Source organism: Isoptericola croceus (assembly GCF_029382255.1).
In the GTDB taxonomy this organism is placed as follows: Bacteria; Actinomycetota; Actinomycetes; order Actinomycetales; family Cellulomonadaceae; genus Isoptericola; species Isoptericola croceus.
Genome location: NZ_JARLLG010000002.1, coordinates 509,083 through 530,012, shown reverse-complemented (window position 1 = coordinate 530,012; position 20,930 = coordinate 509,083). Strand labels below are relative to the sequence as shown.

16 protein-coding genes are annotated in these 20,930 nt (G+C 72.0%); 12 read left to right on the top strand and 4 right to left on the bottom strand.

All coding sequences use genetic code 11. The features are described from left to right. Window positions 1-32: 32 nt before the first annotated feature. The 8 genes from PZC42_RS08275 to PZC42_RS08240 all read left to right on the top strand — a co-directional run bounded on the left by PZC42_RS08275 (window position 33) and on the right by PZC42_RS08240 (window position 9,266). Window positions 33-752: an ATP-binding cassette domain-containing protein gene (locus PZC42_RS08275; RefSeq protein WP_277209882.1), complete on the top strand. Its 720-nt coding sequence runs from the start codon at window positions 33-35 to the stop codon at window positions 750-752. Continuing rightward, on the top strand, window positions 749-1,435 hold the full coding sequence (locus PZC42_RS08270; RefSeq protein WP_277209880.1) for an ATP-binding cassette domain-containing protein: 687 nt from the start codon (window positions 749-751) through the stop codon (window positions 1,433-1,435). Before PZC42_RS08275 ends, PZC42_RS08270 begins: the two co-directional genes overlap by 4 nt. 96 nt (window positions 1,436-1,531) lie before the next feature. After that, window positions 1,532-3,067: an ABC transporter substrate-binding protein gene (locus PZC42_RS08265; RefSeq protein WP_277209879.1), complete on the top strand. Its 1,536-nt coding sequence runs from the start codon at window positions 1,532-1,534 to the stop codon at window positions 3,065-3,067. Further along, window positions 3,054-4,832 (top strand): ABC transporter permease subunit, encoded by a 1,779-nt coding sequence (locus tag PZC42_RS08260; protein ID WP_277209877.1) that lies wholly within the window; start codon window positions 3,054-3,056, stop codon window positions 4,830-4,832. Before PZC42_RS08265 ends, PZC42_RS08260 begins: the two co-directional genes overlap by 14 nt. A gap of 86 nt (window positions 4,833-4,918) precedes the next feature. Continuing rightward, window positions 4,919-6,436 (top strand): MmgE/PrpD family protein, encoded by a 1,518-nt coding sequence (locus tag PZC42_RS08255; protein WP_277209875.1) that lies wholly within the window; start codon window positions 4,919-4,921, stop codon window positions 6,434-6,436. Continuing rightward, the gene (gene prpB / locus PZC42_RS08250) at window positions 6,436-7,344 is read left to right on the top strand and encodes a methylisocitrate lyase (RefSeq protein WP_277209874.1); all 909 of its coding nucleotides are present in this window, start codon (window positions 6,436-6,438) and stop codon (window positions 7,342-7,344) included. The genes PZC42_RS08255 and prpB overlap by 1 nt, the downstream gene beginning before the upstream one ends. 60 nt (window positions 7,345-7,404) lie before the next feature. Further along, entirely contained in the window at window positions 7,405-8,556 is a 1,152-nt protein-coding gene (locus tag PZC42_RS08245; RefSeq protein ID WP_277209872.1) for a bifunctional 2-methylcitrate synthase/citrate synthase, read from the top strand. An 80-nt stretch (window positions 8,557-8,636) separates the two neighbouring features. Next, window positions 8,637-9,266 carry a CYTH domain-containing protein gene (locus tag PZC42_RS08240; RefSeq protein WP_277209870.1) on the top strand — a complete coding sequence of 210 codons (630 nt, stop codon included), beginning with the start codon at window positions 8,637-8,639 and terminating at the stop codon, window positions 9,264-9,266. A 68-nt stretch (window positions 9,267-9,334) separates the two neighbouring features. Here the strand turns inward: PZC42_RS08240 and PZC42_RS08235 are convergent, their stop codons facing one another. The 3 genes from PZC42_RS08235 to PZC42_RS08225 form a co-directional block, all read right to left on the bottom strand. After that, window positions 9,335-10,186, bottom strand: coding sequence for a M15 family metallopeptidase (locus tag PZC42_RS08235; RefSeq protein WP_277209868.1), 852 nt, complete (start codon window positions 10,184-10,186; stop codon window positions 9,335-9,337). 167 nt (window positions 10,187-10,353) lie between these two features. Next, a complete protein-coding gene (locus PZC42_RS08230; RefSeq protein ID WP_277209866.1) occupies window positions 10,354-11,406 on the bottom strand; it encodes a hemolysin family protein in 1,053 nt (350 codons plus the stop codon). After that, on the bottom strand, window positions 11,403-12,716 hold the full coding sequence (locus tag PZC42_RS08225) for a hemolysin family protein (protein ID WP_438802936.1): 1,314 nt from the start codon (window positions 12,714-12,716) through the stop codon (window positions 11,403-11,405). Before PZC42_RS08225 ends, PZC42_RS08230 begins: the two co-directional genes overlap by 4 nt. 158 nt (window positions 12,717-12,874) lie before the next feature. Between PZC42_RS08225 and PZC42_RS08220 the strand changes: the two genes are divergently transcribed. The 3 genes from PZC42_RS08220 to PZC42_RS08210 all read left to right on the top strand — a co-directional run bounded on the left by PZC42_RS08220 (window position 12,875) and on the right by PZC42_RS08210 (window position 18,798). After that, window positions 12,875-13,603: a response regulator transcription factor gene (locus PZC42_RS08220; RefSeq protein WP_277209864.1), complete on the top strand. Its 729-nt coding sequence runs from the start codon at window positions 12,875-12,877 to the stop codon at window positions 13,601-13,603. 1 nt (window position 13,604) lies between these two features. Further along, window positions 13,605-14,711, top strand: a complete 1,107-nt coding sequence (locus tag PZC42_RS08215) for a sensor histidine kinase (protein WP_277209862.1) — start codon at window positions 13,605-13,607, stop codon at window positions 14,709-14,711. A gap of 256 nt (window positions 14,712-14,967) precedes the next feature. Further along, window positions 14,968-18,798: a multifunctional oxoglutarate decarboxylase/oxoglutarate dehydrogenase thiamine pyrophosphate-binding subunit/dihydrolipoyllysine-residue succinyltransferase subunit gene (locus PZC42_RS08210; RefSeq protein ID WP_438802927.1), complete on the top strand. Its 3,831-nt coding sequence runs from the start codon at window positions 14,968-14,970 to the stop codon at window positions 18,796-18,798. 79 nt (window positions 18,799-18,877) lie between these two features. Here PZC42_RS08210 and PZC42_RS08205 read toward each other — a convergent pair whose 3' ends face one another. Next, window positions 18,878-19,873, bottom strand: a complete 996-nt coding sequence (locus PZC42_RS08205) for an aldo/keto reductase (protein ID WP_277209860.1) — start codon at window positions 19,871-19,873, stop codon at window positions 18,878-18,880. A 75-nt stretch (window positions 19,874-19,948) separates the two neighbouring features. Between PZC42_RS08205 and PZC42_RS08200 the strand changes: the two genes are divergently transcribed. Then, on the top strand, window positions 19,949-20,881 hold the full coding sequence (locus tag PZC42_RS08200) for an aldose 1-epimerase family protein (protein ID WP_277209858.1): 933 nt from the start codon (window positions 19,949-19,951) through the stop codon (window positions 20,879-20,881). Window positions 20,882-20,930 lie beyond the last annotated feature (49 nt).

Below are 20,930 nucleotides of genomic sequence, written 5' to 3'. Positions count from 1 at the left end.
CGCTCCACACCTAATCGATAATGCGTCTCATTATGATCTCCGATACTACCCAGGTCGCTCGCGAGCGCCCGCCGCACGGCACACCGGAGCGGCTGGCCGACCGGGCGATCCTCTCGCTGCGTGACGTCACGGTGCGCACCGCCGGCGGTCGCACGCTGCTCGCCGTGGCAGAGCTCGACATCGTCCCGGGCGAGAGGATCGTGATCACGGGCCCCTCGGGCAGCGGCAAGTCGCTCCTGCTCAGCACGTTGACGGGCCGGTGGCCGGTCGGGCTCCGCTTCGACGGGGAACGCCGTGGGCTGCTCGATCGCATCGGCTTCGTGCCTCAGCGCGGCCTCGATGCCCTGCACCCGCTGGTGCCCCTGAGCCGACAGCTTCGCGCCGTCACCTCGGCGACACCGGCACGCGTCGCCGAGGTCCTCGACGCGGTGGGACTGCCCGACCCCGCCCTGCAGCGCCGTCGGCCGACCGAGCTCTCCGGCGGCCAGGCGCAGCGGGCCGCCGTCGCCCTCGCCGCGCTCACGAAGGCACCGCTGATCCTCGCCGACGAGCCGACCAGCGCCCTCGACCACGAGTCCCGCGACCAGACACTCCGCCTGCTCGAGTCCGTCCTCGGCCCGGAACAGACGCTCGTCGTCGCCACCCACGACGTCACCGTCGCGGAGGTCCTCGGAACCCGCCACCTGTGCGTGGCGGACGGCCAGGTCTCCGAGAACACGGTCCGGACCAACCTCCAGAAGGTCGGCGCATGAGGCTGCCGCCCACCACTCCGACGATCTCGATCTCACGCATCACCGCTGAGCACGGACAGGGGGCGAACGCCCGCGCGACCCTTGCCCCGACGAGCCTCGACATCCACCGCGGAGAGTCCGTCGCCGTGGTCGGCCGCTCCGGCGCAGGCAAGTCGACCCTCGCCGACATCGTGCTGGGCCTGCGTCCGCCTGCTGGGGGCCGGGTCTCGGTGTGCGGCGAGGGGTGGTGCACCCCAGCAGAGCGCCCGCCGCGACGCAGCCGCCACCTCGTGCAGGGAGTCCCCCAGGACCCGACGACCGCCTTCGTGCCCCGGTGGACGCTGCGACAGTCGATCGAGCGAGCCGTCCGCGCACTCACCGGCGACCGCGACGTGGAACCACGCGTCCGAGACGCCGCGGCGCTGGCCCAGCTCGATCCCGAGCTGCTCGACCGCCGACCGTCGGAGGTCTCCGGGGGCCAGGCGCAGCGTGCGGCCATCGCACGCGCGCTCGCGGCAGGGCCGGCGGTGCTCGTCGCCGACGAGCCGACGAGCGCGCTCGACGCCGACACCGCGCTGGCGGTCTCCTCCGCGCTGCTGACCATCGCGCGGGAGACCGAGATCGCCCTGCTGCTGGTCACTCACGACCCCGAGCTCGCCGAGCGCTGCACCCGGACCGTCACCCTCACCGCACCGAGCGTCTAGCAGCCGGCCACCTCCGCAGCCTCCCATCCTCCGCCGCCTGCCCTGCAGGAAGCGGGAACCGACCCATGCTTCCCCTGCCATGAAAGAGAGCACCCCATGACCACGCCCGCACGGCTCACCACACGCCGGCTCCTCCCCCTGGCGGCCACCCCGCTCGCACTCGCACTCCTCGCGGGGTGCGCCTCCCCGTCGGGTGCCGGTGCCGCCGACGACTCCGGCGACCGGGTCTCCCTCGCGATGCTGCAGCCGCCCCGCTCCGGGCTGAGCCCTCTGAGCGACGACGCGTTCAAGCTCTCGCGCTGGGCCACGGCCGAGACCCTCGTCGTCCTCGACGCGGACGGCGAGGCGCTGCCGGCGCTCGCCACGGAGTGGGAGCAGGTCGACGACACGACGTGGCGCTTCACCATCCGGCCGGGGGTGCACTTCCACGACGGCGACGAGCTCACCTCCGCCACCGTGGTGAACGCCCTGCAGCACGCCATCGACGCATCTCCCCTGCCGCGCATCCTGGACGGCGTGGACATGACGGTCGCGGCGGACGGGGACGACGTCATCATCACCACGGCGGACTACGACCCTCTGCTGCCGCACCGCCTGTCGAGCCCCCAGCTCGCGATCCTCGACGAGGACGCCTATGCCGACGGCGGGGTCGACCCGGTGGGCACCGGCACCGGGCCGTTCGAGCTGATCGAGGTCGACGGCATCGTCGGCGCGACGCTCGACCGGTTCGACGGCTACTGGGGCGAGGCCGCGCAGTCCTCCGGCATCGACGTGAAGTTCGTGCCGGACGGGACCGCCCGCGCCGCCGCCCTGCGCACGGGCGAGGCCGACGTCGTCGAGGCGATCCCTGCCGGGCAGGCTGCGACGATCGACGAGGACCTCATCACCGAGGTGCCGATGCCTCGCACCAACACGCTGTACCTGAACTCCGAGACGGGCCCCTTCGCGGACCCCGCCGTCCGAGCGGCGGCCCGGGAGGCCATCGACCGCGCCGCGATCGTCGCCTCGGTCTACGAGGGTCGCGCCGATGTCGCGGAAGGACTCCTCGGCCCCGCGCTGCCCTGGGCCGCCGGCCACCGCCAGCAGGACACGTACCAGGAGACGCTCGAGGGGCGCGCGGAGCCGGCGGAGGTCGACGGCGTGAAGATCACGCTGGGCACCTTCACGGACCGGGCCGAGCTGCCGGAGGTCGCCGTCATGATCGAGCAGCAGCTCGAGGCGGTCGGCTTCGACGTCCAGCAGGACGTCCGCGAGTACCAGTTCATCGAGGCGGACGCGCTCGACGGCGTGTTCGACGCGTTCATCCTGTCCCGCGCCACCGTCCTCGACTCCGGCGATCCCGTCGCCTACCTCGCCTCCGACTTCACCTGCGAGGGCGGGTTCTCCATCTCCCAGCTCTGCGAACCCCAGGTCGACGAGTCGATCCGTGCCGCTTCCGCGACCGACGCCGGAGACGAACGCCAGCGCGCGATCATGCTGGCCGAGGCCGAGATCCTTGCCGCCGACGCCGTCGTCCCGCTCCTGCACGAGCGGGTCATCCAGGGCGAGGCACCGCGGGTGACGGACGCCGCGCGCGACCCCCGCGAGCGCATCCTCGTGACGACCGACACCCGCCTCGATGCGGCACAGTAGCGCCCTCGGGATCGCCTCCCGCCTCCTGAGCGGGGTCGCGCTGCTGCTCGTGGCCGGGGCGCTGCCCTGGCTCTCCCAGCGCGACCCCGCAGCCTCCGTCCTTCGCGCTCGCTACGCAGAGCTCGATCCGACCCCCGAGGCGCTCGCCTCGATCCGCACCGAGCTCGGCCTCGACGGCGGCCCCGTGGTCACCAGCCTGCGCTGGTGGTCCGGGGTCCTGGGTGGCGACCTGGGTACGTCGTGGGTGAGCGGCGGGCAGATCGGTCCCGGCGTCTGGGACGCGCTCGCCGTCTCCGCCACGCTCACGTCCCTGGCGATCGTCGTCGCCCTCGTGATCGCGGCCGCCCTCGTGACGCCGGCCGCGCTGCGGGTCCTGCGAGACCGCCCGCAGCGCGGCTCGGGCCCCGTCGGCGTCGCCCTCACCGCGCTGCCGGAGTTCCTCCTCGCCAGCGCCTTCCTTGTCGTCGTCGCGGTGCAGCTGCGCTGGCTACCTCCCTACGGCTGGGGCGGGCTCGACACGGCGATCCTGCCCTCGCTCGCCCTCGGCATCCCCGCCGGCGGCCTCCTGGGACGGCTCCTCGCCGACGCGGTCTCCGGGGTCGCCGAGGAACGCTGGGTCAACGTCTGGCGGCTCGCCGGGGCGCCTCGCGCGGTGATCCTCGCCGGCACCCTGCGCCGCGCCGCCGCTGCCGTCGTCGATCAGCTCGGACTCGTCGTCATCGGGGTGCTCGGCGGAGCCGTCGCCGTCGAGCAGGTCTTCGCCATCCCGGGGATCGGCCGCTACCTCCTCGGTGCCGCGAACGCCCAGGACCTTCCTGCTCTCCAGGCGGGCGTCCTCCTCATGGCGCTCGCCGCCGGCCTCGTCGGCGTGGTCACCGGCCTCGCCCGCCGCACCCTGCGAGGAGGGCCCCTTCCCCCCGGCGCGCTCCCGCCTCCACCCGAGCCGCGCAGCGACGGCCGCGCGGCTCGCTGGACCGCCGGTGCCGCGTTGGGTCTGCTGTTGCTGATCTTCGCCTTCGGCCTGCCCCGCGACCCCTTGGCGCTCGACCACCCCCGGCTCGCCCCGCCCAGCCTCGAGCTGCCCTTCGGTGCCGACGCCAGCGGACGCGACCTGCTCGCCCGTGTCGCCCACGGCACGATCGGCACCCTGCTGCCGTCGCTCGGGATCGTCCTCCTGGCGATCGTCGTCGGCCTGCTCCTCGCCGTCCTGGGGGAGCTCTCCCGGGGCCCGGCCGAGATCGCGAACGGCACCCCGCCGATCCTCGCCGGCGTCATCGTCGCGGCGCTCCTCGGCCCGTCGGTCGGCGGCGCGGCCATGGCCGTGCTCTGGGTCACCTGGCCACCTCTGACGGCCCATGCTGCGGCGCTCATCGACGAGGCGAGCGCGGCGCCGCACGTCCGATGGCTTCCGCTCTCAGGAGTCTCCCGCGTCGAGATCTGGGGCCGCCACGTGCTCCCCGCGACGATCCCGGCGCTCCTGCGTCACGGCATGCTGCGGCTCCCCGGCGTCGCCCTCGCGCTCGCCGCGCTCGGGTTCCTCGGGCTCGGCGCCCAGCCGCCTCGACCCGAGTGGGGGCTGCTGCTCTCGGAGGGCATCGACTACGTCGAGCGCGCGCCCTGGACCACCCTGGCCCCGGCGCTCGCGCTGATCCTCACGTCGGTGCTCGCCGTGGCTCTCGCCGGCATCCGCCGTACCCGCAGGAACCATCGGGCTGAAGACCCGCTGGCAGCCGACCGCTTGGACGCCGTCGCGCCCAGGCGTTAGGTTCCAAGCAGCAGTCGACGACGACGCGTGGTCTCGCCCGACCCAGCGGCCCGCGCGGCCATCACCCCCCGCGACCCGGAGGACCCATGATCGATCACACCGTGCGCACCTACGCATCGGACGAGCCCCTGGCCCGGACCGACCAGCTCGCCTGGAAGATCGCCGAGGTCGCCACCGAACAGGCCGAGCCCACCGACGCGGTCACGGACATGGTGATCAACCGCGTCATCGACAACGCCGCCGTCGCGACGGCGTCCCTCGGCCGGGCCCCGATCCTCGCGGCACGGGCGCAGGCGGAGGCGCACCCCGTCTCCCGCGGAGGTGCGGGCGCCACGATCGTCGGCAGCCACGAGCTGACGAGCCCCGAGTGGGCCGCCTGGGCCAACGGCGTGGCCGTCCGCGAGCTCGACTACCACGACACGTTCCTGGCCGCGGACTACTCGCACCCCGGCGACAACATCCCGCCGATCCTCGCCGTCGCGCAGCACCTGGGCCGCGACGGCGCCGACCTGCTGCGCGGGATCGTCACCGGCTACGAGATCCAGGTCGACCTCGTCAAGGGCATCTGCCTGCACGAGCACAAGATCGACCACGTCGCCCACCTCGGCCCCAGCGCCGCCGCGGGCATCGGCACGCTCCTGGGCCTGCCGACCGAGACGGTCTACCAGGCGATCGGCCAGGCCCTGCACACCACCACCGCGACACGCCAGTCGCGCAAGGGCGAGATCTCTACGTGGAAGGCCCACGCTCCCGCCTTCGCCGGGAAGATGGCGATCGAGGCGGTCGACCGGGCGATGCGCGGCCAGACCTCCCCGAGCCCGATCTACGAGGGCTCCGACGGGTTCATCGCCTGGCTGCTCTCCGGGCCCGAGGCCCGCTACACCGTGCCCCTGCCCGAGCGCGGCGAGCCGCGCACCGCGATCCTCGAGACGTACACCAAGGAGCACTCCGCCGAGTACCAGGCCCAGGCCTGGATCGACCTCGCACGCCGCCTCGGTCGCGAGCGACCTGAGCTCCGCGATCCGGAGGCGGTGCGCTCGATCGTGCTGCACACCTCGCACCACACCCACTTCGTCATCGGTTCGGGTTCCGGCGACCCGCAGAAGTACGACCCCACGGCCAGCCGCGAGACGCTCGACCACTCGATCCCGTACATCTTCACCGTCGCTCTGCAGGACGGCGCCTGGGACCACGCCGGCAGCTATGCGCCCGAGCGGGCCGGTCGCCCCGACACGGTGGAGCTGTGGCGCAAGGTCACCACGGCGGAGGACCCGGAGTGGACCCGCCGCTACCACTCGGCCGACCCGGCCGAGAAGTCGTTCGGTGGACGGGTCGAGATCGAGCTCGCCGACGGCGGACGAGTCGTCGAGGAGATCGCTGTCGCCGACGCCCATCCGTTCGGCGCGCGGCCCTTCGCCCGCGAGCAGTACGTGGACAAGTTCCGCACGCTGGCGGACGGCGTGCTCGCCGCCGACGAGATCGACCGCTTCCTGGACGTCGCCCAGCGCCTGCCGGAGCTCCGGGCCCACGAGCTGGCCGGGCTCAGCGTGACTCCGGCGGACGATCCCGCAGCGCGTGCCGCCGTCGTGCCCGGGATCTTCTGATGCTCTACTCGACCCTGACTCCCGCGGCGAAGCGCGCAGCGTTCCGCGAGCGCCTGCGCTCCGGCGACCTGCTGCAGCTGCCCGGCGCGTTCAACCCGCTCTCGGCCCGGCTGATCGAGGCCAAGGGGTTCGACGGCGTCTACGTCTCCGGCGCGGTCGTCGCGGCCGACCTCGGCCTGCCCGACGTCGGGCTCACCACGCTGAGCGAGGTCGCCGGCCGGGCCGGGCAGATCGCCCGCATGACCGACCTGCCGACGCTGGTCGACGCCGACACCGGTTTCGGCGAGGCGATGAACGTGGCCCGCACGGTCCAGACGTTGGAGGACGCCGGCGTCGCCGGCCTGCACATCGAGGACCAGGTCAACCCCAAGCGGTGCGGCCACCTCGACGGCAAGCAGGTCGTCGACGACACCACCGCCCTGCAGCGCATCCGTGCGGCCGTGACCGCCCGTCGCGACGAGAACCTGCTGATCATGGCGCGCACGGACATCCGCGCCGGCGCAGGGCTGGAGGCCGCCGTCGAGCGCGCACGGGCCCTCGTCGACGCCGGGGCGGACGCCGTCTTCCCCGAGGCGATGAGGGACCTCGACGAGTTCGCGGCGATGGCCGCCGCCCTGGACGTGCCCGTGCTGGCGAACATGACCGAGTTCGGCAAGTCGGAGCTGTTCACCGCCGCGCAGCTCCGCGACGCCGGCGTCGCGCTGGTGATCTACCCCGTGTCGCTGCTGCGCCTGGCCATGGGCGCCGCCGACCGCGCCCTGGACGACCTGCGGACCACCGGTTCCCTCGCCTCGCAGGTCGAGGACATGCAGACGCGAGCCGAGCTCTACGAGCTCCTCGACTACCCGGCGTACGGCACGTTCGACGCCGGCGTGTACGACTTCTCCCTGGAGGATCACCACCACTGAACCACCCTGAGGTCCGGCGCCCACCTCGCGCCGTGCGTCGTTGAGAGCGAAGGAGCACCGATGACCGAGCCCCGTACCGAACCCGAGGTCCACAAGGGCCTGGCCGGCGTCGTCGCGGACACCACCGCGATCTCGAAGGTCGACCCCGAGACCAACTCCCTGCTGTACCGCGGGTATCCCGTCCAGGACCTCGCGGCGAGCCAGCCGTTCGAGGCCGTGGCGCACCTGCTGTGGCACGGCGAGCTACCGGACGCTACCCAGCTGGACGAGCTCCAGGCGCTCGAACGGTCGCTGCGACCGCTGGACGACCGCACGCGCCGGGCGATCGACGACATGCCGCTCGAGGCGCACCCGATGGACGTGCTGCGCACCGCCGTGAGCCAGCTCGGCGGGCTGGACGACACGCTCGGTCGCTCCGGCGGCGTCCTCGACCCGGAGCTGAACCAGGGCCGAGCCGTCTACCTGTTCGCCCAGCTGCCCGGCATCGTCGCGTACAGCCAGCGCCGGCGGCACGGCCTGGAACCCGTCGCGCCGCGCGACGACCTCGACTACGCCCGCAACTTCCTGTGGCAGACCTTCGGCGAGGTGCCCGACGACACGGTCGTGGACGCGTTCCGGGTCTCGCTCGTGCTGTACGCCGAGCACTCCTTCAACGCCTCGACGTTCACCGCCCGGGTGATCGCGTCGACGCTGTCGGACGTGTACTCGGCCGTCACCGGCGCGATCGGGGCGCTGAAAGGTCCGCTGCACGGCGGGGCCAACGAGGCCGTCATGCACGCCTTCGCCGAGATCGGCGCCGCCGACCGGGCGGAGGCCTGGCTCGACGAGGCCCTGGCGGCCAAGCGCAAGGTCATGGGCTTCGGCCACCGGGTCTACCGGCACGGTGACTCGCGTGTGCCGTCGATGAAGGCTGCCCTGGACTCCCTCGTGGACCACTACGACCGCCGTGACCTGGCCGACCTCTACACCGCGCTCGAGTCGGCGTTCGTCGAGCGCAAGGGCATCTATCCGAACCTCGACTACCCCGCCGGCCCGGCCTACCACCTCATGGGCTTCGACACCCCGACCTTCACGCCGATCTTCGTCGCGGCGCGCGTCACGGGCTGGACGGCGCACGTCGCGGAGCAGCAGAGCGCGAACTCCCTCATCCGTCCGCTCTCGCAGTACGTGGGCCCCGAGCGGCGCGAGGTGCCGACCGAGCAGCCGGGGTAGCGCACGACGGCGTCGGGGCGTGCGGTCGTCGGGCCATCGGACCGTCCGTCCGGCGGACCCGTCCGGGTAGTGTCGATACCATGTCCACGAGCTACTCCGACTTCGAGTTCGAGCGCCGCTTCCTCGTCCGGCAGCTTCCGGACGTGCTCCGGGACGCGCCGTCGCTCATCGTCCAGTCGTACTTCCTGTCCGACGGCGGCTACGCGCTGCGGGTGCGGGTCCAGGCCGGCGGCGTGGACGGCCAGATCGACGGCGAGAGCGACCCGCGCGAGATGATCGACGCCTACCGGGACTGGTTCGACTTCGCCGCCGTCACCGTCAAGGGACCGTCGGCCGGTGGCACCCGGTACGAGGCCGAACGGCAGCTCGACCCCCTCGTGGGCGTGGAGCTGGTCGGGCGAGGTGGCGCTCGGATCGCCAAGACCCGCTACGCGGTGTGGCTGGGTGCGGACGGATGGTCGATCGACGTGTTCGGGGGCGCCAACCACCCGCTGATCGTCGCGGAGTGCGAACGCTCGGGGCCCGTGACCGGCCTCCAGATCCCCGACTTCTGTGTCACCGAGATCACCGACGACCGCCGGTTCTCCAACGAGTCGCTCGCCGTGGAGCCCTATGGGGAATGGGCCGCCGACTACGCTCAGGAGCTCCTGCGTACCGGGGCGCACTTCCGCGACGACTTCGGGGAGAACCGCCGGCTCGAGTCGCCGTAGCGGGCCCCTCTGCCGCTGCGCTACCTCGCGGCTACCTCGCGGCAGCCGGCAGCCGGCGGGCGAGAGGATCAGCGCCAGGTCGAGACTTCTTCGACGCCCGCACGGTACTCGAAGTGCCAGGGCTCGTACTTGCCGGAACCACCGCGCTGCGCCCACGGCGGGTTCTCCCAGCCGTAGGCCGGGGCGTTGTCCCACAGCCACTTGTAGACCTCGGCGCTGCCCGTCTCCTTGGAGCACAGGTCGATCGCGAGGCCCCAGCCATGCATCGACGTACCAGGGGTCGCGGCGAGAAAGCCGCGGCTCGCCTTGACCGAGTACTGCGAGGAGAGCGAACGATAGCTGTCCACGAGACAGAGGTCACGGCCGAACCGGGCGCGGAACGCCTCGTTGAGAGCACTGAGCGAGACGGCGGCGTCGGGACGCAGCTTCTCACCGCTCTGCCACAGGTCGCACAGGGAGTGGTCGGCGAGCTGACCGTTGGATCCGTCGACGGAAGCCGAAGGGTCGCAGTCCGGCAGCGGGTCGCGGTTGGTGGACCGGCTGGCGGTCTCGGCAGTGCGCTCGCGCGGTGCCGCGGCGATGGCCGCTGCCGTGCCGGGCGTCTCCGCCCCGGACCTCAGCAGCGCCAGCGTCGACGGTCCCGTGGGTGCCGTCTCCAGGTCGAACGGAGAACGTTCGTCGGCGTCCGCCGCACCGGTCAGGGGAACCGCGATGGTCGCCGCCGCGAGAGATCCGAGCACCGTGACGCGGGTGACCCAGGTGTGACCGGCCGGAGCGGCGTGCGCACCGCGGCCACGACTCCTCGGCGTCGTCGTCGACGACCGACGGCGTGTGGTGCGTCCGGAGCGGGCCTCGGCAGCCTCACGGATCTCACGCCGCGAGCGCGGAGCGGGGCCGTCGCCCTGGGACGTCGTGTCCACGCCACCTCCGTGCGTCTCGCCGCGCTCCCGCGGTACCTGGTCAACCTGCTGGTCGTCATGCCGCGCGAGCGGCGGCGGCACGTGCGTCGCGCCCGCGTGGTCGTTCCGTGACCGCACCTTAGCGGCGACCCGGCCTACCGCCAAGTCCTCCGTTGTTCAAGACCTGTTCACCGCAACCGCTGCATCGCGTCACGAACCTCGCCCACGAGCTCCTCGAGGATGTCCTCGAGGAAGACCACCCCGACGGTGCGGGCGCCGTCGTCCACCCGGGCGAGGTGCGCGCCCGAGCGCTGCATGGCCCGCAGCGCGTCCTCGACCTCGTCGTCCGGGCCGACCTGCGCCGTCGCGCGCACGCGCCACGCGGGCACGGGACGGTCCCGGTCGCCGTTCGTCGCATAGAGGACGTCCTTGAGGTGCAGGTAGCCGACCAGGAGCTCCGGCGCGTCCCCTCGCGAGGCCTCGACCACCGGGAACCTGCTGAAGCCGGTCCGCGAGACCAACCGCTCGACGTCGTCCGGCGTCGCGTCCCGGGACAGGGTGACGAGGGAGTCGAGCGGCACCATGACGTCGCGCGCGGTACGGGAGGAGAACTCGAAGGCACCCGAGAGCAGGCCCTGCTCGTCCGCCAGCACGCCCTCGGCACGGGAGTGCTCGACGATCGACTGGACCTCCTCGGCCGTGAAGGACGAGACCACCTCGTCCTTGGGCTCGACCCCGAGGAGCCGGACCACATGGTTGGCGACCCAGTTGAGCGCCACGATGAGCGGTCGCAGCACCCGGGCGAGGAACACCAGGGGCGGCGCGAACCACAGGGCGGCGTTCTCCGGTCCGGTGACGGCAAGGTTCTTGGGCACCATCTCGCCGAGCACCACGTGCAGGTACACGACGATGCCGAGCGCGATGACGAGCGCGACCGGGTGGAGCAGCCGTTCCGGGACGCCCAGTGCCGCGAACGGTTCCTCGAGGAGGTGCGCCAGCGCGGGCTCCGCGATGATGCCGAGACCTGTCGAGCACACGGTGACACCGAGCTGGGCGCAGGCGAGCATCAACGAGACGTGCTCCATCGCCCACAGGACGACCTGGGCACGCTTCTCCCCCGCCTCGGCACGCGGCTCGATCGTGCTGCGCCGCACGGAGAGCACGGCGAACTCCGCGCCGACGAAGAAGGCGTTGCCGACGAGCAGGGACAGGCCGATCACCAGGGCGGTCCCCGTGCTCATGCGGTCCCGCCCCGGACGCGCAGGCGTTCCACACGGCGTCCGTCGACGAGCTCCACACGCATCCCGACGCCGTCGACCTCCACCGTGTCGCCGACCTCCGGCAACCGGCCGAGGCTGGCCATCACGAACCCGCCGAGCGTCTCGTAGGCGGGGCCCTCCGGGACGCGAAGACCGGTGGCCTCGGCCAGCTCGTCGGGCCGCAGCACCCCGGGGACGATCCAGGAACCGTCGGCGGTGCGCGCCACCCCGCCGCGGCGACGGTCGTGCTCGTCCGCCACGTCCCCGACGAGCTCCTCGACGACGTCCTCGAGGGTCACCACGCCCGAGGTGCCCCCGTACTCGTCGACCACCACGGCCATCTGCAGGCCGAGCCCCCGCAGCTCGACGAGCAGCGGGCCCAGGCTGACGGTGTCAGGGACCCGTGGGGCGTCCGTCATGAGCGCGCCGGCGGGCACCTCCTGCCGCCTCTCGAACGGGACACCGACGGCGCGGCGCAGGTGGACCAGGCCGACGATGTCGTCACGGTCGTCCCCGATGACGGGGAACCGGGAGTGACCGGTCCGGTGGGCGAGGGCGACGACCTCTGCGGCGCTCGTGCCGCGCCGGACGACGGACATCCGGGTGCGGTCCGTCATCACGTCGCGCGCGACGAGCCCGTCGAGCTCGAGCGTGTTCGCGAGCAGCACCGCCGTGCCCTCCTCGAGCGTGCCCTCCTGGGCGGACCGGCGCACCAGCGAGAGGAGCTCGGTCGCGGACCGGGCACCGGACAGCTCCTCGCGCGGCTCGATCCCCATCCTGCGCAGGATGGCGTTCGCCGACCCGTTGAACACCGCGATGAGGGGGCCGCAGACGATCGTGAAGACCCGCTGCAGCGGTACGACCGTCCGCGCCGTGGCATGCGGGGCGGACAGCGCGAAGTTCTTCGGGATGAGCTCGCCGAAGAGCATCGAGAACGCGTTGACGGCCACCAGGGCGAGGACGGCGGCCAGCACGCCGGAGGCGGCGGAACCGAGCGGCGTGGACGCCAGGCCGGCGCCGAACAGGCTCAGCAGGGCCGGCTGCGCGGTGTAGCCGAGCAGGATCGTGGTGACGGTGATACCGACCTGCGCGGAGCTGAGCTCCGTCGACAGGTGCTTGAGCCCGGCGCGGACGATGCCGTCCCGACGATCGGGCGACCTCCGGCCGGGCGACCGACTGTCGCCCTCCTCGTCGTCGTTGCCCACGACGGCGGGGTCCAACGTCACGAGCGAGAACTCGCTCGCCACGAAGATCGCGGTACCCGCGGTGAGCAGAACACCCACCGCGATCATGATCGTCTCGGTCAGCAAGGCCGGCCCCGCAGGCACGCATTTCGACTGTCATCCATCGTGGCACCGATGGTATCTCGGAGTCGTCCCACCGTCCCCGTCCCGCCGCCACGCCAGCGCATCCCCAGCGAACACCCAGGCCTTGCGTGCAAGATGGGCCTATGACCACCACTGCGACCAGCCCGGGACAGGGCCAGCAGAACGCCACGATCCTTGTCGTCGAGGACGAACCGGCCATCGCGACGGCGATCGCCCAACGCCTCTCGGCGGAGGGCTGGCGGGTCGAGGTCGCGCGCGACGGCGTCTCCGGTGTCGACGCCGCCGCGCGGCTCCACCCAGACGCCGTGGTGCTCGACGTCATGCTCCCCGGCATCGACGGCCTGGAGGTGTGCCGTCGCATCCAGGCGGACCACCCGACCCCGATCCTCATGCTGACCGCCCGCGACGACGAGACGGACCTGCTCATCGGGCTCGGCGTCGGCGCCGACGACTACATGACCAAACCCTTCTCCATGCGGGAGCTGGTGGCCCGCGTCAAGGCGCTGCTGCGCCGGGTGGAGCGGGCCGCGCAGGCGGCGGCCGCCGCCCCGGCGGACCCGCCGCTCGTCACCGGGGACGTCACGATCGACCGCGCGCAGCGCCGCGTGCACCGCGCGGGCGACGAGGTGCACCTGACCCCGACGGAGTTCGAGCTCCTCGTGATGCTCGCCAGCGCACCGAAGACGGTCCAGACCCGCGAAAAGCTCCTGGCCGAGGTCTGGGACTGGGCCGACGCGAGCGGCACCCGGACGGTCGACTCCCACATCAAGGCGTTGCGCCGCAAGCTCGGACCGGACCTGATCCGCACCGTGCACGGCGTGGGCTACGCCTTCGAACCGCCGGCAAGCTGACGTGGCCGCTGCGCGCGAGGACGAGGGTGCGCGGTGGCGGGACCATCACCGGCTGCCCGACGTCCGCCCGCTCGACCCCGTCCACTCCCTGAAGGTCAAGCTGGGCCTTCTCGTGGTCGCCAGCGTGACCGTCGCCGTCGTCATCACCTGGGTGGGGCTGCGCAACGAGCTCGGGCCCAGCCGCACGTTCCCCCTGGCGATCATCGTCTCCCTGCTGCTCACCCAGGTCCTCGCACGCGGCATGACCTCGCCGCTGCGTCAGATGACGGCGGCCGCGCAGGCGATGGCCGACGGCGACTACTCCATCCGGGTGCGCTCGACGAGCCAGGACGAGGTCGGCCACCTCGCCGAGGCGTTCAACACCATGGCTCGCGACCTCGAGGCGTCCGACCGCATCCGCCGCGACCTCATCGCGAACGTCTCCCACGAGCTGCGCACGCCGGTGGCCGCGCTGCAGGCCCAGCTCGAGAACATGGTCGACGGCGTGACGGAGCCGACGCCGTCGTCGCTCGAGCTGTCGCTGGAGCAGACCGAGCGGCTCACGCGGCTGGTGACCTACCTGCTCGACCTCTCCCGGGTCGAGGCCGGGGCGTCCGCACTGATGCTCACCAAGTTCTCCGTGGGCGACTTCCTCGAGGAGTGCGCCGAGGCCATGTCGATGGTCGACGCCGCCAAGGGGCTCACCTACGTCGTGGACGTCACGCCCGAGGACCTGCCGCTGGAGGCCGACGTCGAGCGGCTGCGCCAGGTCGTCACCAACCTCCTGCAGAACGCGATCCGCCACTCACCGCACGGAGGCACGGTCCGGCTGGACGCCTACCCGGACGGTGACGACGTCATCATCGAGGTCGGCGACGAGGGCCCGGGCATCGCTCCCGAGGACCGCGACCGGGTCTTCGAGCGGTTCGCACGCGGCACGACCGACGCCCGGCCCCAGCCCAGCGCGAGCGGCGGGACCGGCATCGGGCTCGCGATCGTCCGGTGGGCCGTGGACCTGCACGGCGGGTACGTCGAGGTGGCCGAGACCGAACCGGGGGCGACCATGCGCGTCACCCTTCCCGCCGTCGCGCGTCCGGCCCCCGGGGTCACGACGGAATCGGCCGCCTAGAAAAGGGTGAGATCCGTCACACCGAAATGTTCTGGACCCTCCTTCGTGAGCCTTGCATGACGCCTTGCGCAACAATCCCGGCCATCACTTTCCTGCTCTATTACCGGGGCACCACACGGCGGTGAGAGACGACCGTCCGCGGCGTCCTGCCGCGAGTCCTCGACTCCGCTCCACCGCGGTGAGGGCATAGGCTGGAAGTACCCGACAACGGGTGCAGAGTCCAACCAAGCAACACGGGAAAGTGGGCGATCCGGGCGTGGTGTCCCCCAAGGCAGGGTCAGAGTCGATCAACGCCGATAGCGCGTCGTTCGGAGCCAACGAGTGGCTCGTGGACGAGCTCTACGAGCAGTACCTGAAGGACAAGAACGCGGTCGACCCCGCGTGGTGGGACTTCTTCGCGGACTACACGCCGGACGACTCGTCCGACGGCGCCTCCGCAGCGCCCGAGCGTCCCGCCGAGCCCGTCGAGCAGCCCGAACGCGCCGAGCCCGTCGAGGAGGCGGCCACCCCGCCCAGCCCGGCGTCGGCCACCGCGTCCAGCCCCGCGTCGGGCACCGCGGCCGCCGAGGCGTCGCAGCCGCCGGAGCCCGCTCCGGTGCCGGCCGACCCGGAGGTCTCCGCCGCCGACGCTCCGGTGGCCGAGGCGCTGCCGGCGACGGCACCGTACGCCGAGGTCGCCCGCTCCACGCCGAAGGACGACGAGGACGACGCCACGGACGACGTCCAGAAGCTCCGCGGACCCGCGGCCCGCGTCGTGACCAACATGGAGTCCTCGATCTCGGTCCCGACCGCCACCTCGGTGCGCGCGGTGCCCGCCAAGCTGATGGTGGACAACCGGATCGTCATCAACAACCACCTCAAGCGTGGCCGCGGCGGAAAGATCTCCTTCACGCACCTCATCGGCTTCGCGCTCGTCGAGGCGCTGTCGGACATGCCGGTCATGAACGCCCACTTCCAGGAGACCGACGGCAAGCCCCACGTCGTGCAGCCGGCCCACGTCGGCTTCGGCCTCGCGATCGACCTGGCCAAGCCGGACGGGTCCCGCCAGCTCCTCGTGCCCAGCATCAAGAAGGCGGAGGAGATGGACTTCGCCGCCTTCTGGGCGGCGTACGAGGAGCTCGTGCGCAAGGCGCGCGGCGGCAAGCTCGGCATGGACGACTTCGCCGGGACGACGATCTCGCTCACCAACCCGGGCGGCATCGGCACGGTCCACTCCGTGCCGCGCCTGATGCAGGGCCAGGGCACGATCATCGGTGTCGGCGCCATGGACTACCCCGCCGAGTTCGCCGGCGCCTCCGAGGAGCGGCTCGCCCGGCTCGGCGTGTCGAAGGTCATGACGATCACGTCCACCTACGACCACCGCATCATCCAGGGCGCGCAGTCCGGCGAGTTCCTCAAGATCCTGTCGGGCAAGCTGCTCGGGCTGGACGGCTTCTACGACCGCGTCTTCGCGGCGCTGCGCGTGCCGTACGAGCCCGTGCGGTGGGTCCGCGACAACACCGTCGACGCCGAGGTGGAGGCGGCCAAGCCCGCCAAGATCGCCGAGCTCATCCACTCCTACCGCTCCCGCGGCCACCTCATGGCGGACACCGACCCGCTCGCCTACCGCCAGCGCAAGCACCCGGACCTGGACATCCAGAACCACGGGCTGACGCTGTGGGACCTCGACCGGATCTTCCCGACCGGCGGCTTCGGCGGCACGCCGAAGGCCACGCTGCGCGACACCCTGGGACTGCTGCGCGACTCCTACTGCCGCTCCATCGGCATCGAGTACATGCACATCGCCGACCCGGCGCAGCGCAAGTGGCTGCAGGACCGCCTCGAGCACGGCTACGCCCGCACGCCCCGGGAGGACCAGCTCCGCATCCTGCGCCGGCTCAACTCCGCCGAGGCGTTCGAGACCTTCCTGGCGACCAAGTACGTCGGGCAGAAGCGCTTCTCCCTGGAGGGCGGCGAGGCGGTCATCCCGCTCCTCGACGCGATCCTGTCGAAGGCTGCCGAGAACGGCCTCGACGAGGTCGGCGTCGGCATGGCGCACCGCGGCCGCCTCAACGTGCTCGCGAACATCGCCGGCAAGAGCTACGGCCAGATCTTCAAGGAGTTCGAGGGCCAGATCGACCCGAAGTCCGTCCAGGGTTCCGGCGACGTCAAGTACCACCTCGGCACCGAGGGCAACTTCACCGCGGAGTCCGGTGCGACCACCAAGGTCTACCTCGCGGCGAACCCGTCGCACCTCGAGGCGGTCGACCCGGTGCTCGAGGGCATCGTGCGGGCCAAGCAGGACCGCATCGACCTCGGCGGTGACGGCTTCTCCGTCCTGCCGATCCTGATCCACGGCGACGCCGCGTTCGCGGGCCAGGGCGTGGTGCCCGAGGTCCTGAACCTCGCGCAGCTGCGCGGCTACCGCACCGGCGGCACGATCCACGTGGTGATCAACAACCAGGTCGGCTTCACCACCGGTCCGACCTCCTCGCGCTCGACGACGTACTCCACGGACGTCGCCAAGGGGTACCAGGTGCCCGTGCTGCACGTGAACGGCGACGACCCGGAGGCCTGCGTCCGCGTGGCCGAGCTGGCCTTCGCCTACCGCGAGCAGTTCGACCGCGACGTCATCATCGACATGGTCTGCTACCGCCGGCGCGGGCACAACGAGGGCGACGACCCGTCGATGACCCAGCCGCTGATGTACAACCTCATCGAGGCGAAGCAGTCGGTCCGCAAGCTGTACACGAAGAACCTCGTGGCACGCGGGGACATCACGGTCGAGGAGGCCGAGCAGGCGCTCAAGGACTACCAGGCGCAGCTCGAGCGAGTCTTCACCGAGACCAAGGGCAGCGGCTACACGGCGCCCGACGGGGCCGAGGAGGTCGCCGGCCTGGAGCGTCCGGAGTCCCAGCGCGCGGACGCCGGGACGATGGTCGGCTGGCAGACGTCGGTGCCGCACTCCGTGCTCGAACGCGTCGGCGACGTCCACGTCTCCCCGCCCGAGGGCTTCACCGTCCACCCCAAGCTGGCCAAGATGCTCGAGAAGCGCCAGATCATGTCGAAGGAAGGTGGGATCGACTGGGGCTTCGGCGAGCTCGCCGCCTTCGGGTCCCTGCTCATGGAGGGCACACCGGTCCGGCTCGCCGGCCAGGACTCCCGCCGCGGCACGTTCGTCCAGCGGCACGCCGTCCTGCACGACCGCAACACGGGCGCGGAGTGGACGCCGCTGCTGTACCTGGCCGGCGACCAGGCGAAGTTCTGGGTCTACGACTCCTCGCTGAGCGAGTACGCGGCACTCGGCTTCGAGTACGGCTACTCGGTCGAGCGCCCGGACGCCCTGGTGCTGTGGGAGGCGCAGTTCGGCGACTTCGTCAACGGCGCCCAGACGGTCATCGACGAGTTCATCTCGTCCGCCGAGCAGAAGTGGGCGCAGAACTCGTCGGTGGTCATGCTCCTGCCGCACGGGTACGAGGGGCAGGGCCCGGACCACTCCTCGGCCCGCATCGAGCGGTTCCTGCAGCTCGCTGCGGAGAACAACATGACGATCGCGCAGCCGTCCACGCCGGCGTCGTACTTCCACCTGCTGCGCAAGCAGGCCTACGACCGGCCCCGCCGACCGCTGGTGGTGCTCACGCCGAAGCAGCTGCTGCGTCTCAAGGCCGCGGCCTCGGGCGTCGAGGACTTCACCACGGGGACGTTCGAGCCCGTGCTGGGCGACGCCGCCGTCGACGCCGGGCAGATCTCGCCCTCGGCCGTCGAGCGGGTGGTGCTCTGCACCGGACGCGTCTACTACGACCTGATCGCCGAGCGCGAGCAGCGGGGGGACGAGGCGACCGCCATCATCCGTCTCGAGCAGCTCTACCCCTTCCCGGAGCAGCAGCTGCGGGACGAGCTCGCGAAGTACCCGGGCGCCGAGGTCGTGTGGGTCCAGGACGAGCCCCGCAACCAGGGCGCCTGGTGGTACCTCCACCTGGCCCTGCCGGAGGACATGCCACGCGTGGGTGTCATCTCCCGCCCGGCGTCGGCCTCGACCGCCGCCGGCACTGCCAAGCGCCACAAGGAGGAGCAGGCGGTGCTCCTCGAGCAGGTCTTCAGCCGCTGACGGTACGACGAGAGGCCCCGGCCACGCTCCTGCGTGGCCGGGGCCTCTTCACGTCGACGCGACGTTCACGCCGTCGCGCTCACCACTTGTCGTGGACGTGATCGCGCACGAGCTCTTCGTACAGCTCACGCACACCGGAGACGAAGAGCGGCCCGAGCACCTCGGCCGCTCCCGCGGCGGCGTTGAGACGTGCCTGCTCAGGGTTGCGTGCTCCCGGGATGACCGTCGAGACGCCTGCGCGCTGCCAGACCCACGCGAGTGCTGCCTGGGCAGGTGTCAGGTCCTGCTGGAGTGCGGAACCGACCAGCTCCGTGAACCGTGCCGCGGCCTCGACGCCGGTCTCGAAGGGCACACCGGAGAACGTCTCGCCGACGTCGAAGGCCTCGCCCGAGCGGTTGAAGGTGCGGTGGTCGTTCTCGGCGAAGGTCGTGTCCTTCGTGTACCGCCCGGAGAGCAGGCCGGACGCGAGAGGCACCCGCGCGATGATCCCGACGCCGGCCTCGGACGCCGCCGGCAGGACCTTCTCGAGGGGCTTGTGCCGGAACGCGTTGAGGATGATCTGCACCGTCGCCACACCGGGGCGGGCGATGGCGGTGAACGCCTCGTCGACGGTCTCCACGGAGACTCCGTAGGCCGCGATCGCGTGCTCGGCCACCAGCGTGTCGAGGGCGTCGAACACCTCGTCGCTGGAGTACACGGCCGTCGGCGGGCAGTGCAGCTGCACGAGGTCGAGTCGCTCGACACCCAGGTTGCGGCGCGACCGGTCCGTCCACTCGCGGAAGTTCGGCAGGACGTAGTTCTCCGGCACCTGGTCCACACGGCGACCCATCTTGGTCGCCACGGTGATCGCTGAGCCCGGGTGGTCCGCGAGGAACCGACCCAGCGCCTGCTCGCTCCGACCGTCGCCGTAGACGTCCGCGGTGTCGTAGAAGGTCACCCCCGCCTCGAGGGACGACTCGAGGACGGCCCGCGCGTCGTCGTCGCCGACCTCGCCCCAGTCCGCTCCGAGCTGCCACGTTCCCAGGCCGACCACCGACACCATCTGTCCGGTCCGGCCAAGCACCCGCTGATCCATCTGACTCTCCCTCTGAGGTGACCACCACACGGTACGCGTGACACGGCCTGTCAGCGCGACGACTACGGTGTGATCGTGAACACGACCTCGAAACCCGTCGCGCCCGAGGCGCCGTCGGGCACCCAGTACCGCATCACCGCCGGGACGCACGCCGCCACGATCACCGAGGTCGGTGCGATGGTGCGCGAGTACACCGTGGGCGGCCGCGACGTCTTCGTCCCCTTCGACGAGGCCGAGCCGGCCCCGGTCTTCAACGCCGCGGTGCTGCTGCCCTGGCCCAACCGCCTCCGGGACGGTCGCTACACGGCCGACGGCGTCACCTACCAGCTCGCGGTCAGCGAGCCGGACCGGCACACGGCGCTGCACGGGCTCGGCTGCTGGTACCGCTGGTCCGCGGTCGAGGTGACGAGCGAGGCCGTGACGCTCGAGCTCGCCCTGCCCGCCCAGAAGGGCTGGCCCTTCCAGCTCACGAGCCGGGTCCGGTACTCGGTCGACGCGGCACGCGGGCTGGAGGTCCGCGTGACGACCCGCAACGTCGGCGTCGGCACCGCGCCCTACGGCGTCGGGTTCCATCCGTGGCTGGCGACCGGGGGCGCCGACCTCGACGCCTGCACGGTCCGGCTGGACGCGACCGAGCACGTCACGGTCGACGAGCGGCTGCTGCCGACCGGCGTCGAGCCCGTCAGCGGTGGCCACGACCTGCGCGCGACCCGCTCGCTGGCCGGGCTCGACCTCGACGACGCGTGGGTCGGCGCGACCCGCGACGACGACGGCCTGTCCTGGTGCCTGCTCGGTTGTCCCGACGGCCGGACCCCGGCGATCTGGATGGACGACTCGATGGACTGCTGGCAGGTGTGCTCCGCGGACCACATCACCGGCCACCGCCGGTTCGGCCTCGCCGCCGAGCCGATGAGCTGCTATGCCGACGCCTTCAACACGGGTGACCGGCTGGTGACGCTCGCCCCCGGCGAGTCGCACACCGTGCGCTGGGGCGCGACGCTGCTCTGAGCAGGTGGCACACAGGGGTATCAGCGCGGCCGGGCCGGCCTCCCTCGTC